The following is a 14704-nucleotide window of genomic DNA, read 5'->3' on the forward strand; positions in this document are numbered from 1 at the left end:
CCCCTGACCCGGAGACCACGTGTCCACTTCGTTCCCCTTCCCGCGCCGCGGACCGGTACGGCTCAGCTTCACCGTCGGGTTGCTGGTCCTCACCGTGTTCGGTCTCGTGCCCGCCGTCGCCGTCCTGGTGGTGTCGTTCACGAACCTGCGCGGTCTCCCCTACCTGCCGGTCGACTGGGTCGGCATCGAGAACTACCTCACCTTCTTCTCCCCCGCCAAGTGGGCCGACAGCGCGAATGCGGTCGGCAACACCCTGGTGTTCGCCGTCGTCAGCACCGTCGTGCAGATCGTGCTCGCGCTCGGGACCGCCATCCTGCTCAACCGCCCGCTGCGCGGACGGAACTTCGTCCGCGCCGTCGCGTTCATGCCGACCGTGCTCGGCGTGACGGTGACCGGGCTGATCTGGTCGCTGATGTTCAACGTGGGCGGCGGGCCGGCGGCGTCGGTGCTGGGGTGGTTCGGCGGCGAGTCCGCGTTCTTCGGCGATCCGCACCTCGCGCTCGCGCTCGTCATCGTGGTGCAGATCTGGATGGTCGTGGGCATCTCCGTGATCATCTTCCTGTCCGGACTGCAGGCGATCCCGACCGAGCTGTACGAGGCCGCCAGCATCGACGGTGCCGGTGGCTGGAAGGCCTTCCGATTCGTGACCGTGCCGATGCTGGCTCCGTCGATCACCGCCAATGTCCTTCTGGGCATCGTCAACGCACTGCAGAGCTACCAGCTCATCTACGTGCTCACCGGCCCCAGCAACAAGGCGACCCAGGTGCTCTCGCTTCTCGTCTACGTGCAGGGCTTCGGCGGGCAGTCGGGCACGACGCTCTCGCAGTCACAGGGGTACGCCGCCGCGGTCTCGATGGTCCAGTTCGCACTGGTCGCGGTCATCAGCCTGCTCTCGCTGTGGTTCCTTCGCCGACGAGAGGCCAGACTGTGACCCTTACTCAGACCCGAACCTCATCCGGCTCGCCGCAGACGCGCGACACCCGGGTGCAGCATCGGCGACGCCCGGCGATCGGCGGGTACGTCTGTGCGGTGATCCTGCTCATCGTCTTCCTCTTCCCGCTGCTGTACCTGCTGAACACGGCCCTCAAGAGCAACGCGGAGTTCATCGCCGATCCGGTGGGGATCGTCCGCGACCCCCAATGGGGGAACTTCTTCGATGCATGGCGGCAGGGCGACTTCGGCGCCTACATCCTCAACAGCGTCCTGTACACGGGTGCGGGCGCCACGATCGGCACGTTCATCTCGCTCGTGCTCGCCTTCCCCGTCTCACGCGGCTACATCCGCGGCGGCAAGCTCTGGTCGGTGCTGTTCGTCCTCGTCCTGTTCCTGCCGAACGCGTTGATCACGCAGTTCCAGCTGCTGCTGCGTCTCGGTCTCTACGACAACCGCCTCGGCTACATCCTGATGGTGGGCGTCGGGGTCGGCGTCGGTCCGCTGCTGTTCAGCGGCTTCGTCTCGTCGATCCCCCGCGAGCTCGACGAGGCCGCCGCCATCGACGGCGTCGGCTACTGGCGCTACCTGTTCGCGTTCGTCCTGCCCCTGGCCAAGCCGGCGCTCGCGACGATCTTCATCCTGCAGGCGGTGTGGATCTGGAACGAGATCATCCTCGCGACCGTACTGCTCGCCGACCCGGCGAAGTTCCCCGTCACCGTCGGCCTGTACGCGTTCAAGGGCACGTACTCCAATCAGTGGCCGCTGCTGGCGGCCGCCACATTCATCGTGGCCGCGCCGCTCATCGTCGGCTACGTGTTCATCCAGCGGTACCTCGTCAGCGGCGTCCTCGGCGCTGTCAAGGGCTGACCCACCTTCCATGAGAGATCCCCACATCGTGACATCCACTCCCCTCATCCCGTACACGCTCGAGCGGCTGGGCGTGCTCATGTCGCCGGATGCCGACAACGCCCTGGAACGAGAGGGCGTCCTCAACCCCGCGACGGCGTGGGGTGCCGACGGCTCGCTCTACCTGTATCCGCGCCTCGTGGCCGCGGGCAACGTGTCGCGCGTCGGTCGCGCCCGGGTGCTTGTCGATGGCGGCGTGCCCCGCGACGTCGAGCGGCTCGGGACCGTGCTGGAGGCCGACCGCGGATGGGAGCACGGTGCGGCGCACGGCGGGGTCGAAGATCCGCGCATCACGTGGATCCCGTCTCTGGATCGGCATGTGATGACCTATGTCGCCTTCGGGCCGCTCGGGCCTCGCCCGGCCGTGGCCGTATCACGGGACAGCGAGCGGTGGGAGCGCCTCGGTCCCGTGCAGTTCGCTTACGATGACACGCTCGACACCGACCTGAACCTCTTCCCCAACAAGGACGTGGTCTTCTTCCCCGAGCCGGTGCCCGGCCCAGACGGGACCCCCAGCTACGCGCTGCTGCACCGTCCGATGTGGGACTTCAGCTTCGTCCGTCCCGACGAGGCGCCTCCGCTGCCGGCCGGGATCACAGACGACCGTGCGAGCGTGTGGATCTCGTACGTCCCCGTCGAGGATGTCGAACGCGATCTCTCCGCCCTGGCGCGGCCTGCGGGGCACCGGATGGTGGCCGGTCCCCGGTTCGAGTGGGAGGCGCTGAAGATCGGCGCGGGGCCGGCACCGATCCGGGTGCCGGAGGGGTGGCTGGTGCTGCACCACGGCGTCACCGGTGAGGTCGTCGGCGGGGCCTTCGTGCCCCAGCAGAACGTGCGCTATGTCGTCGGTGCTCTTCTGCTGGACGCCGCGGACCCGTCACGCGTGCTCGCCCGCACCGAGACCCCGCTCATGGAGCCGGAGACCGGCGACGAGACGGCGGGAACCGTGGCGAACGTCGTGTTCCCCACCGCCGTCGAGCGGATCGGTGAGCGCACCTTCGTCTTCTACGGCATGGCCGATTCGAAGATCGGCGTGGCCGAGCTGCACCGCGGTTCGCCGCAGAGCGCGGGGTGAGGATGCTGCGCCGCTCCGAGCGGTGAAGCGCGTCGGTTCCTCCACAGGCGGGCATGATTCCGGCCGTTTCGGAGTTGTCCACAGATTAGTGTGCTGACCGGGGATTCGTCGGGTCTCAATGTCGGTGGTGGGCGGCATGATGGAAGCATGAACACTGCACCCACCCAGCTGCTGGAGACCCTGGCCGGTCTCGACACCGCGCTGGGTGCGACCGCGCACGACACACTGTCTGCGGACTTGGTGCGGGGCCTGTCCGATACCGAACTGCTCGACCTGACCCGCCTCACCGAAGCGCTCGGGCGCCGGGTCGACGCGCTGCGAATCAGCACCGCCGCCGAGGTCGATCACCGCTCCCGCACCGAACTCGGTGAGGAACGCCTGTCCGCCCGCTCCGGGTGCTCGAGCGCCGCGGACCTGATCTGCCGGGTCACCGGTGTCGCCTCCGCCACCGCCCGGGCACGCATCCGGCAAGGACGGGCCGTCGCGGTGCGCACGACGCTGACCGGCGAGCCGGTGCCGGCACTGTTTCCCACCGTCAGGGAGGCACTCATCGACGGGGGCATCGGCGTGGACTCTGTCACCGCGATCACCGCCGTGCTGAACCCGATCGCCGACCGGGTCGATCCTGCCCAGTGGTCGGCGGCAGAGTACGAGCTGACTGCGGCGGCCACCGGCAACGGGCCCGACGGGGCACCGGCGTGCACCGCGGACCAGACCCGCATCCAAGCGAAGGTCTGGGAACTCGTGCTCGACCCCGACGGAGTCCTCACCGATGACGAACGCGCCGCCCGCAAACGCGGGATCTTCCTCGGCCGCGAACACGAGAACATCGTCCCCATCCACGGCGGACTCCTCCCCGAAGTCGCCGCACAGTTCATCAAACTCGTCGACGCGCACCTGAACCCCCGCGTCCAAGACCGCACCACACCCGAGACGGGCACAGGCGTCAGCTTCCACCAGACCGACGAGACCGACGGGTCCGACGGGTCCGATGGGTCCGATGCCCCAAACGTCCCGGAGATCCCCGCCGACACCCGCACCCGGGCACAGAAACTGCACGACGTATTCGCGACCATCCTCGGCGTCGCCGCCCGCTCCGCCCAGACCCCGACCCTGGGCGGACTACCACCCACCGTGCTGATCACCATCCCCGCCGACGAACTCCACCACGAGCACGGTGTCGGCTTCATCGAGGGCACCGACTGCACCGTCCCCGCCTTCGTCGCACGCCAAGCAGCCTGCTGCGGCGGCATCCAACGCATGATCATCGACACCGACGGACGCATCATTCAGCTCGGCTCCCCGAACCGCACCTTCACCGGCCAGCAACGCCGCGCCATCATCGCCCGCGACGGCACCTGCATCATCCCCGGCTGCCACATGCCCGCCACCTGGTGCGAGATCCACCACGTCACCCCCCACGCCGAAGGCGGACCCACCCACGTCGACAACGGCGTCCCCCTGTGCTGGTGGCACCACCGCACCATCGAAACCAGCGGATGGCAGATCCGCATGGTCAACGGACTCCCCCAAATCCGCGCACCCCACAACCTCGACCCCACCGGAACCTGGCGCGCCGCCCAAAGATCACTCCACCACGCCCGCAACACGCTTCGCCGACGTGTCGGCAGCCGAACAAGAGCCCCCGCGACCGAGACCGTCAGACGCACGTGAACCGGCGGGCGACGGCAACCTGCCAGATGTTCCGACTCGCTCCGCTCACTCAGGGACCGGTGGCGGCCACCCCAGCACCCACCGACGCGCCGGTGCACCCGGCCGACCCTGCGCACCCGTCCCAACCATGCGCTCACTGCCGACCCTGCGCACCCTGCCAACCATGCGCTCACTGCCGACCCTGCGCACCCTGCCAACCATGCGCTCACTGCCGACCCTGCGCACCCTGCCAACCCTGCGCACCCGGCCAACGCGGCGCATCCACGCGCCGACGGCCCCGGAGACGGCAACGGGCCACCGTGCGATGGTCAGTGAGTTCCGGAGAGGAATCTCAACATCAAGACACAAAGCACGATGACCCACCGGCAACTCTGCCCTTACCCGGCCGCCGACGCCCAGACGCCTGTCAGCGTCACCGCAGCCAGGACGCCCGCTCAGCGGGTCGCAGCAGCCTTCGCGCGCGGCGCTCGGGCAGCCGCAGGCGCGACAGCAGCCGCCGGCGACCCCACCGGCGTCAGCCGCGTGAGCTGCGTGACATGCTTCGGCTCGAGCTCGGCCAGCGACGAGACCCCGAGCAACTTCATCGTGCGCTCGATCTCGCTGCGAAGGATGGCGATCATGCGGTCGACGCCCTGTCGTCCGCCGGCCATCAGCCCGTACAGGTACGCGCGCCCGACGAGCGTGAACTTGGCGCCGAGGGCGATCGACGCCACGATGTCTGCGCCGTTCATGATTCCGGTGTCGACCATGACCGTGGCATCCTTCCCCACCTCACGCACGACCTCCGGAAGCAGCCGGAACGGGATCGGCGCGCGGTCGAGCTGACGCCCACCGTGGTTGGACAACACGATGCCGTCGACGCCCTTGTCGATGAGCTTCTTCGAGTCCTCGACGTTCTGGACGCCCTTGATCACGATCTTGCCGGGCCACAGCTCGCGGATGACCTCGAGGTCGTCGTAGCTGATGGTCGGGTCCATCGCGGCATCCAGCAACTCGCCGACGGTGCCACCGGTCGAACTCAGCGACGCGAACTCGAGCTTCGGCGTCGTCAGGAAGTCGATCCACCACCACGGCCGCGGGATCGCGTTGATGATCGTGCCGAGCGTCAGCTGCGGCGGAATCGAGAACCCGTTGCGCTTGTCGCGCAGACGGGCACCGGCGACCGGGGTGTCGACGGTGAAGAACAGGGTGTCGAAGCCGGCCGCCGCCGCGCGCTTGGTCAGTCCGTACGAGATCTCGCGCTCGCGCATCACATACAGCTGGAACCAGTTGCGCCCGTTCGGGTTGGCCTTCTTGACGTCCTCGATCGACGACGTGCCCAGCGTGGAGAGACTGAACGGGATGCCGGCAGCAGCGGCCGCGCCCGCGCCGGCGATCTCACCCTCGGTCTGCATGAGGCGCGTGAACCCGGTCGGAGCGATACCGAACGGCAGCGCCGACGGCCCACCGAGGATCTCGCACGACATGTCGACCGACGGCGCCGGCTTCAGGATGCCCGGGTGGAACTCGACGTCCTCGAACGCCTGCCGCGCACGAGCGATCGACAGCTCCCCCTCGGCGGCACCGTCGGTGTAGTCGAACGCCGCTGCAGGGGTCCGGCGCTTCGCGATCGTGCGCAGGTCGTAGATCGTCAGCGCGGCATCCAGGCGCCGCTTGCGCGCATTGAGCTCCGGCGTCTTGAACTGCATGAGCTCGAAGATGTCGTGCAGGTTGGGCATCTGCCTGGTGACCATCAGCGGTCCTTTCCTTCTTGGGTGAGTCCGGCGTGCGCGTAGTAGCCGGTGATGTGGTCGATGATCAGGCGCCGTGCCATGACCGGATCGCCGTGTTCGAGAACCGCGACGATGTCACGGTGCTGGGCGCGCAGACGGAGCATGGTGTCGTCCCAGTCGGAGACGTGCTCCGATCCTTCGAGCACGTACCCCTCGATCGAGTCGCGCAGCCCCGCCATGGTCGCCGCCACCACGGCGTTGCCCGCGGCCTCCGCCAGCGCCAGATGGAACTGGGCGTCCAATGCCAGGAACTCCGCGGGGCTCAGGCCCGCGGCATCCATCGCCTCCAGAAGCCGAAGCGGCTCGGCGAGCGTCTCGGAGGCGACGTCGACCTGCTCGTGCGCACGGCGGGCCTCACCGATGCGGGCGCCGAGCTCCCACGCCGTCGCCGACTCGAGGATCACACGAGTGCGCATGATGTCGGCGATCGGAAAGCCCTGGGCGGCGACCTGCAGGCGGATCAGCGCCGACATGCCACCCACCGGGGTCGCGATGACGATGGCGCCCGCACTGGGGCCTGATCCGGTCGCCGTGCGGATGAGCCCGAGCACGTCGAGCACGCGCAGCGCCTCGCGCACGCTCGAACGGCCCACGCCGAGGGTTGCGGCCAGCTCCCGCTCGGGCGGGAGATGATCGCCGGGTTTGAGGGTTCCCTCGAGCAGATCGGTCTCGATCTTCTCCAGGACGACGCGCCATGCGCGCGCGGGAACGGCTTTGTCGGCCACGCGATGCTCCTTCTGTGGTCTGACCACCATACTCCCCTGTGGTCAGACCGCCAAACGCGCGGTGCCTCCGCCCTAGCCCAGACGACCGCCCGACTCGCGCAGATAGCACTCCGCACACATCGACTCGTAGGTGACCCGATCGGCCGACAGCTCGTCGATGGCGACCTGATCGCCGTCGAAGACGAACCGCCCGCCCACCAGACGCGCGTTGAAGAGCGCCTTTCGCCCGCAGCGGCAGATGGTCTTGAGCTCCTCCAGCGTGTGCGCGAGCTCGAGGAGCCGTCGCGACCCGGGAAAAGCCTGGGTCTGGAAATCGGTGCGGATGCCGTAGGCGAGCACCGGGACGCGGTCGAGCACCACGATGCGCAGCAGATCGTCGACCTGCTCGCGGGTGAGGAACTGCGCTTCGTCGATGAGCAGGCACGCGACATCGACCGATGCGTCGGGGATCAGCGCCGACGCATCGCGCTGCACGCGCGCCCGATGCTCGGCGAACAGCGCGCGCACGTCGTCATCCGGACGGATGAGGACGTCGACGGGACGGCTCATCCCCAGCCTGCTGGAGACGCGGTCGGCGTCCTTCGTGTCGATCACCGGCTTGGCCAGCACCACGTGCTGGCCGCGCTCCTCGTAGTTGTACGCGGCCTGCAGGAGCGCGGTGGACTTGCCCGAGTTCATCGCGCCGTAGCGGAAGTAGAGTTTGGCCACCGGACGAGTCTACGGACGCCTACGCGCCGATCTTCAGCTCCGCCGCTGTGCGCTCGATGGTCTGCTCGGCCAATGCCGGCTGATCGTTGAGCGTCTGCCCGTAGGTCGGGATCAGCGCGCGGATCTTGCCCTCCCACGACGGGAACTGCTGCGGGAAGCAGGTCTTCATGAGGTTGAGCATGATCGGCACCGCGGTCGAGGCACCCGGCGATGCACCGAGCAGCCCCGCGATGGAGCCGTCGGAGTGGGCGACGACCTCGGTCCCGAACTTCAGCTGGCCCTTGTGCATGACCTGGGCGCGCTGGCCGGCCTGCAGCAGCTTCCAGTCAGCGTCCTCGGCGCCGGGGAACAGCTCACGCAGATCGTCGACCTTGCGGTGGTGGTTCTTCGCGAGCTCGCTGAACAGATAGCGGATGAGGTCGAAGTTCGTGAACGCGACCTTGAGCATGCTGAACAGGTTCGAGAAGCGGACCTGGGTGACGATGTCCCACATCGACCCGTTCTTCAGGAACTTCGGGCTGAAGGTGGCGAAGGGACCGAAGAGGACGGATGCCTCGCCGTCGACCACACGCGTGTCGAGGTGCGGCACCGACATGGGAGGAGCCCCCACCGTGGCCTTCGAGTACACCTTCGCGTGGTGCTGTGCGACGATCTTCGGGTCGCTCGTCATCAGCCACTGCCCGCCGATCGGGAAGCAGCCGTAGCCCTTGATCTCGGGGATGCCCGACTTCTGCAGGAGCTTGAGCGCCCAGCCGCCGGCGCCGACGAACACGAAGCGCGCGTTGATGCGCCCGGGTGCACGGCCGATCGTGCGACGGTACTTCACCTGCCAGGTGCCGTCCTTGCGACGCTTGAGGTTCCGCACCTCGGTGTTCGTGCGCACGTCGACACCCGCCGCGGCCAGGTGCGAGAAGAGCTGACGGGTCAGCGAGCCGAAGTCGACGTCGGTGCCCCCGGTCACCCGGGTCGCGGCGAACGGCTCGTCGGCCTTCAGCCGCTTGTCCATGAGCAGCGGCGCCCACTGGTTGATGACGCGCGAGTCTTCGCTGTACTCCATGTCGGCGAACAGCGTCTGCTGCTGCAGCAGCTCGTGGCGCTTCTTGAGGAAGCCCACGTTCTTCTCACCGCGCACGAACGTCATGTGCGGAGTGGGGTTGATGAACGTGTCGGGCGCGCTCAGCACACCCTTGTCGACGAGGCTCGACCAGAACTGGCGGCTGAGCTGGAACTGCTCATTGATCGAGATCGCCTTGCTGATGTCGACGCGGCCGTCGGCCGCCTCGGGCGTGTAGTTGAGCTCGCAGAGCGCCGAGTGACCCGTGCCGGCGTTGTTGAACGCGTTCGAGCTCTCCTCGGCGACATCGCTGAGGCGCTCGATGGCGGTGATCTTCCAATCGGGCTGCAGCTCGTGGAGGAAGGCACCCAGGGTGGCACTCATGATGCCCCCACCGATCAGGACAACATCGACGGTTTCAGTCACGGTTCTCCAGTCTACGTGGCACGGCGGTGTGGCCCGTTCAGGGAAGCGGCGTCACGCCGCCGCGGCGATGCGCGCGGCGACGAGTTCGGCGATCTGCACGGCGTTCAGCGCCGCGCCCTTGCGCAGGTTGTCGTTGGCGATGAACAGCACGAGGCCCTTGCCCTCGGGCGCGGACTGGTCTGCGCGGATACGACCGACGAAGCTCGGATCCTTGCCCGCGGCCTGCAGCGGGGTCGGCACCTCGTCCAGGACGACGCCGGGAGCGGATGCCAGGATCTCGCGTGCCCGCTCGGGAGTGATGTCATGCGCGAATTCGACGTTGATCGACAGCGAATGCCCGGTGAAGACCGGCACGCGCACGCAGGTGCCCGCGACCCTGAGGTCGGGGAGCTCGAGGATCTTGCGGCTCTCGTTGCGGAGCTTCTTCTCCTCGTCGGTCTCGTTGTCACCGTCGTCGACGAGGTTACCGGCGAACGGGATGACGTCGAACGCGATCGGGGCGATGTACTTCTCGGGCTCAGGGAAGTCGACCGCTCCCCCGTCGTGCACGAGCCCGATCGTGTTCTGCGCGACCGCGGCCTGCGCCTGGCCGAGCAGCTCTTCGGCACCGGCCAGGCCCGAGCCCGACACCGCCTGGTACGTGCTCACGATGAGTCGCTCGAGGCCGGCTGCGGCATCCAGCGCCTTCAACACCGGCATCGCGGCCATCGTCGTGCAGTTCGGGTTGGCGATGATGCCCTTGTGCGCCTCGTCGATCGCGTGCGGGTTGACCTCGCTGACGACGAGCGGAACCTCGGGGTCCATGCGCCATGCGCTGGAGTTGTCGATCACGACCGCGCCCGCCTGGGCGAAGCGCGGTGCGTGCGCGCGACTGCCGGTGGCACCGGCGGAGAAGAGCGCCACGTCGATCCCCGCGGGGTCGGCGGTGGCGACGTCTTCGACGACGACGATCTGACCGCCGAATTCGACAGCGCGGCCGGCCGAGCGCGCCGTGGCGAACAGGCGCAGCTCACGCACCGGGAAGGACCGCTCCGCGAGGATCTCGCGCATGACGGTGCCCACCTGGCCGGTGGCGCCGACGACGGCGACGGAAAGTCCTGAATCAGAGATGCGGGTCATGCAGAATCCTCGATGACGGGCGCGTCGATTCCTGCGAGGCGCACGCGCGCCCGCCGGGATGCGACGTCGCAGGGGTTTCGCTGATTCTACCCGTGCGGCACCGGGCGATCGCGCATGTTGCGCGGGCCCGGTGCCGCCGATGGTGTGCGTCAGCCGTTGCGGCGCACCCGGCGCAGACCGCCGATGACCAGGGCGATCACGCCGGCCAGCACGAACAGACCGCCTGTGAGGGCAGCACCGACCGGGACCGTGCCGCCCGTGACGGCGAGCTCGCTGTCACTCGTCGCGTCGTCGTCGTCCGAGGCGACCGGTGCCGTCGTCGCGCTCGAGGTCGGTTCGGCGGACTGCGTCGGGTCGGTCGTCGGGTCGGTCGTCGGGTCCGTGGTGGGATCCGTGGTCGGCTCGACCGTCGGGTCGGTCGTGGGCTCCGTCGTCGGGTCGGTCGTCGGCTCGGTCGTGGGATCCGTGGTCGGCTCGACCGTCGGCTCCGTCGTGGGCTCCGTCGTCGGGTCAGTGGTCGGCTCGACCGTCGGCTCCGTCGTGGGATCCGTGGTCGGCTCGACCGTCGGCTCCGTCGTGGGATCCGTCGTCGGCTCGACCGTCGGCGTCACCGTGGGCGTGGGCGCGTCGGCGCAGGGCAGCACGCCGTAGAAGAGGTTGGTGTGGATCTCACGATCCATGAGCGCCGTGAACGAGGCGGCGATCAGCTGCCCCTCGAACTCCACTCCACCGTCTCGGGGGAAGATCACATGCGCGTTCGGCGCGTAGATCGACCCGCGCACCGGCTCACCGCGCGAGACGATCGTCACGTCGCCGCTCAGGTCGCTGAGATCCCACAGCAGATAGCTGATGGCTGCGTTGGCCGGCGCGTCCTTGCCGGCCACACCGTAGGCCGGGAGCGTCAGCACACCGTCGACCAGATCGGAGGGCGACACCTTCACCACGAGCGGCGACGTCGTCGAGTAGCCGGTCATCGTGAACTTGCTCGCGGAGGCCGGGAACTCGTCCAGCGTGAGGAGGTTCGGCCCGCTGGAGTCGAGCGTGACGAGAGCGTCGTTGCTCGGCTGCGAGACGGTGGGCGTCTTCCACCCGTCGTCTGCGGTCACCTTCGCCAGCTGCGCAGTCCCCTCGTCTTCGGGGAAGTACGCCGCGAAGGTGCTCTCTTCCGTGGCGAACGTCGTGGCACCGGCCCCATCGTTCCACGGTTGCACCTGCGAGGTGAGCTGCGAGCTCATGTTGCCGCCGCCCGCCGGGTAGAAGGTCGTCCCGTCACCGCCGAACGCCTGACGGAAGGTGTACCCGGCCGGTGCCGACTGGTCGACGATCTTCGCCCCGGCGTCGACCTGTCCGCCGTCACGCTTGACCTCCACGACCTTGGCCATGTCGGGGTCGGGAGTGAAGCGGTTCACGAGAACCCGGTTGGGACCTTCGTCGATCGTCGGCACATCGTAGTCCGCATTGCCACCGACCCCGCCGTGGAAGATCGAGTACTGGAGGTTCGAGATGCCGTCCTTCACGCCGAATGTCGCGTCGCCGCCGACGGCGAGAGTCCCCTCGAGCTCGAGGTTCGCGAGCACGGTGTCACCGGTCGTGTAGAGCGTGTAGCCGCTGTCGGAGCCGATCGGCGTCGACCCGCCCATCGGGTTGGCGAGGCACGTCGTGCCGTCGTCCGTGGTCTCGGCGGCCGATGCCGCCATCGCCGAAGCGGTCAGTGCCGCTCCCGTTGTGATCAGCACCGCGCCGATGGCGATCCAAGTGCGGGCGCGCGTGAATGCGGATTCCATGTTCTCCCCAGCCTGGAGGGCGCGCGGGCGCCATCCACGTCGTCGACGCACGCACCGAATGGCCCGCTCGGCGCCGAGGCACGACCGGGTTCCGGCGCGCGCTGCGTCGGGTGTACGCCATCGAGCATCGGGTTGCCGAGGGCGTCGCGCACTCCCCCTGAGAGCGCTCCCGGCAGGCTACCAGAGAGCGGAAGACGGAACGAATCCTCTAGCGGCGGTTCACATGCAGACTGTCAGCGGCCGGAGCCGGCGTAGATCGTGGCATCCACGTCGCCGTCCAGGCCGAACGCGGTGTGCACCGCGCGTGCGGCATCCGCGAGATCGTCGCCGCGCAGCACCACCGAGATACGGATCTCGGAGGTCGAGATCATCTCGATGTTGATGCCGGCGGCGCTCAGCGCCTCGAACAGGGTCGCGGAGACGCCCGAATTCGTGCGCATGCCGGCGCCGACGACCGACAGCTTGCCGATCTGGTCGTCGTGCACGAGGCTCGCGAATCCGACCTCGTCCTGTTCGGCGGCCAGCGACCGCAGCGCAAGCGACGCGTCGGACTTGGGCAGCGTGAATGAGATGTCGGTGCGCCCGGTGGTGGCCGCGGAGATGTTCTGCACGATCATGTCGACGTTCGCGCCCGACTTCGCCACGATCTTGAAGATCTCGGCGGCCTTGCCGGGGATGTCGGGGACGCCGAGGATCGTGATCTTCGCCTGGCTGAGGTCGGTGGCGACGCCGGCGACGACGGGCTCTTCCATGTTCTCTCCCTGAAGCTGCGGGAACATTGCGGACAGCTCTTCACGGCGGGCCTCGTCGATGACGAGCGTGCCCTCGGCCGAGCTGAAGGTGGAGCGCGCGTGGATGAGCACGCCGTGCCGGCGCGCATATTCCACCGCACGGATATAAAGGACCTTCGCCCCGTTCGCGGCGAGCTCGAGCATCTCCTCGCTGGAGATGACGTCGAGCTTGCGCGCCTTGGGGATGACGCGAGGATCGGCGGTGAAGATGCCGTCGACGTCGCTGTAGATCTCGCAGACGTCCGCCTCGAGCGCCGCCGCGAGCGCGACCGCGGTCGTGTCGGAACCGCCGCGTCCGAGGGTCGTGATGTCGCGCGTGTCGCGATTGAAGCCCTGGAAGCCGGCGACGATGACGATCGCGCCCTCGTCGAGGGCCTCACGCAGTCGCACCGGCGTCACGTCGACGATGCGTGCGGCGCCATGATGCGCGTCGGTGATCATCCCGGCCTGGCTGCCGGTGAACGAGCGGGCTTCGAACCCCATCGAGTGGATGGCCATCGCCAGCAGCGCCATGGAGATGCGCTCGCCGCTGGACAGCAGCATGTCGAGCTCGCGCGGCGCGGGGATCGGCGCCACCTCGGCGGCGAGGTCGAGCAGCTCGTCAGTGGTGTCACCCATCGCGCTGACCGCAACCACCACATCGTGCCCGGCGCGGCGGGCATCCACGATCCGCTTGGCCACGCGCTTGATGCTTTCGGCATCGGCGACGGACGATCCGCCGTACTTCTGGACGATGAGCGCCACGAACCAACTCCCGGACTGCGTTCAGGGACACGGATGCCGCGCCCGACACCCCATTCTACGGACCAGCCACCGGCGGCTCGACGCGTGTGACGTCAGCCGGCACAGGGGTCGCCGGCGCACGCATCCTGCCCCCGGTCGCGGCCAGCCAGCATCCGGCTAGAACGAGCGGGAACCCGATCAGCAGCCACGGCGACAGCTGCTCGCCGAGGATGACGATGCCGAGTGCGATGGCCACGACCGGGTTCACGTAGGTGAACAGCGGCGCGGTGACCGGCCCCACCTCGGCGATCAGCGCGAAGAACGCCACGAAGGCCACCGCGGTGCACAGCAGTGCGAGCGCCGCCAGCGAGATCGTGCTGCGCATCGTGGGCGCCTCATGCGTGGTGAACGCGGCGAACGGCAGGTAGAACAGTCCGACGGCGATCAGCGCGAGGGTGATCGGGCCGATGGACGGGATGTCGCTGAGCTTGGCCGCGACGATGAACGGGGCGATCGCGTACAGAAGCGCGGTGAGCAGGACCTCGCCCACCGCGACGAAGGTGGACGCGGCATCCGTCACCGCCAGCCCCTGCCCCGCGACGATCACCGCCACACCTCCGAAGCCCACGAGCAGCCCGACGATGCGCAGTGGGCTGACGCTGCGGTGCGTGCCGATCGTGAAGCCGATCACCGTCGCCCACAGCGGGACGGTCGACACGAGCAGGCCCGTCAGCCCGGAGGGGATCGTACGCTCGGCGTCGCTGAGCAGGAAGAACGGCCCGCCCATCTCGATCGCGCCGAACGCGAGCACCCACGGCCAGCGGCGCAGCGCCGGACCGAGCGCCTTGCGGTGCAGCGCGATCGGCAGCAGGATCAGCGCGCCGCCGAGCGTGCGGCCGCTGACGACCGCCGCCGGGGAGAAAGACGTCACCGCCTCGCTGATGAACAGATACGGCACGCCCCACAGGACGGCCATGGTGGCGAACAGCCACCATCCCTTCGCACTCACCCGTG

Annotated in this window: 12 protein-coding genes; 4 read left to right on the forward strand and 8 right to left on the reverse strand. The window is 68.5% G+C overall.

The features are described from left to right. The first annotated feature begins 19 nt into the window (after positions 1-19). From ABMQ42_RS08600 to ABMQ42_RS08615, 4 genes are all read left to right on the forward strand, one after another. A complete protein-coding gene (locus ABMQ42_RS08600) occupies positions 20-931 on the forward strand; it encodes a carbohydrate ABC transporter permease (RefSeq protein WP_349722538.1) in 912 nt (303 codons plus the stop codon). After that, positions 928-1800, forward strand: coding sequence for a carbohydrate ABC transporter permease (locus ABMQ42_RS08605; RefSeq protein ID WP_349722540.1), 873 nt, complete (start codon positions 928-930; stop codon positions 1798-1800). The genes ABMQ42_RS08600 and ABMQ42_RS08605 overlap by 4 nt, the downstream gene beginning before the upstream one ends. A gap of 10 nt (positions 1801-1810) precedes the next feature. Beyond that, the gene (locus ABMQ42_RS08610) at positions 1811-2914 is read left to right on the forward strand and encodes a glycoside hydrolase family 130 protein (protein ID WP_349722542.1); all 1104 of its coding nucleotides are present in this window, start codon (positions 1811-1813) and stop codon (positions 2912-2914) included. Between the two features lie 147 nt (positions 2915-3061). After that, positions 3062-4588 (forward strand): HNH endonuclease signature motif containing protein, encoded by a 1527-nt coding sequence (locus ABMQ42_RS08615; protein ID WP_349722543.1) that lies wholly within the window; start codon positions 3062-3064, stop codon positions 4586-4588. A 434-nt stretch (positions 4589-5022) separates the two neighbouring features. Here ABMQ42_RS08615 and ABMQ42_RS08620 read toward each other — a convergent pair whose 3' ends face one another. The 8 genes from ABMQ42_RS08620 to ABMQ42_RS08655 form a co-directional block, all read right to left on the reverse strand. Continuing rightward, a complete protein-coding gene (locus ABMQ42_RS08620) occupies positions 5023-6321 on the reverse strand; it encodes an alpha-hydroxy acid oxidase (protein ID WP_349722544.1) in 1299 nt (432 codons plus the stop codon). Then, positions 6321-7085, reverse strand: coding sequence for a FadR/GntR family transcriptional regulator (locus ABMQ42_RS08625; RefSeq protein ID WP_349722545.1), 765 nt, complete (start codon positions 7083-7085; stop codon positions 6321-6323). Before ABMQ42_RS08625 ends, ABMQ42_RS08620 begins: the two co-directional genes overlap by 1 nt. A gap of 72 nt (positions 7086-7157) precedes the next feature. Beyond that, positions 7158-7793, reverse strand: a complete 636-nt coding sequence (locus ABMQ42_RS08630) for a thymidine kinase (protein ID WP_349722546.1) — start codon at positions 7791-7793, stop codon at positions 7158-7160. Positions 7794-7812: 19 nt separating this feature from the next. Further along, positions 7813-9273, reverse strand: coding sequence for a malate dehydrogenase (quinone) (gene mqo, locus ABMQ42_RS08635; protein ID WP_349722547.1), 1461 nt, complete (start codon positions 9271-9273; stop codon positions 7813-7815). A gap of 51 nt (positions 9274-9324) precedes the next feature. Beyond that, positions 9325-10392 (reverse strand): aspartate-semialdehyde dehydrogenase, encoded by a 1068-nt coding sequence (locus ABMQ42_RS08640; RefSeq protein ID WP_349722548.1) that lies wholly within the window; start codon positions 10390-10392, stop codon positions 9325-9327. Between the two features lie 149 nt (positions 10393-10541). Continuing rightward, on the reverse strand, positions 10542-12176 hold the full coding sequence (locus ABMQ42_RS08645; RefSeq protein WP_349722549.1) for a collagen-binding domain-containing protein: 1635 nt from the start codon (positions 12174-12176) through the stop codon (positions 10542-10544). Between the two features lie 233 nt (positions 12177-12409). After that, entirely contained in the window at positions 12410-13711 is a 1302-nt protein-coding gene (locus ABMQ42_RS08650) for an aspartate kinase (protein WP_349722550.1), read from the reverse strand. A gap of 55 nt (positions 13712-13766) precedes the next feature. Continuing rightward, a complete protein-coding gene (locus tag ABMQ42_RS08655; RefSeq protein ID WP_349722551.1) occupies positions 13767-14699 on the reverse strand; it encodes a DMT family transporter in 933 nt (310 codons plus the stop codon). Positions 14700-14704: the final 5 nt, after the last annotated feature.

The sequence above is a fragment of the Microbacterium sp. KR10-403 genome (assembly GCF_040196215.1).
GTDB lineage: Bacteria > Actinomycetota > Actinomycetes > Actinomycetales > Microbacteriaceae > Microbacterium.

Coding starts and splice junctions, on each gene's coding strand:
- ABMQ42_RS08645 (WP_349722549.1), bottom strand. CDS start 12,176: ATGGAATCCGCATTCACGCGCGCCCGCACTTGGATCGCCATCGGCGCG.
- ABMQ42_RS08610 (WP_349722542.1), top strand. CDS start 1,811: ATGAGAGATCCCCACATCGTGACATCCACTCCCCTCATCCCGTACACG.
- ABMQ42_RS08615 (WP_349722543.1), top strand. CDS start 3,062: ATGAACACTGCACCCACCCAGCTGCTGGAGACCCTGGCCGGTCTCGAC.
- ABMQ42_RS08640 (WP_349722548.1), bottom strand. CDS start 10,392: ATGACCCGCATCTCTGATTCAGGACTTTCCGTCGCCGTCGTCGGCGCC.
- ABMQ42_RS08620 (WP_349722544.1), bottom strand. CDS start 6,321: ATGGTCACCAGGCAGATGCCCAACCTGCACGACATCTTCGAGCTCATG.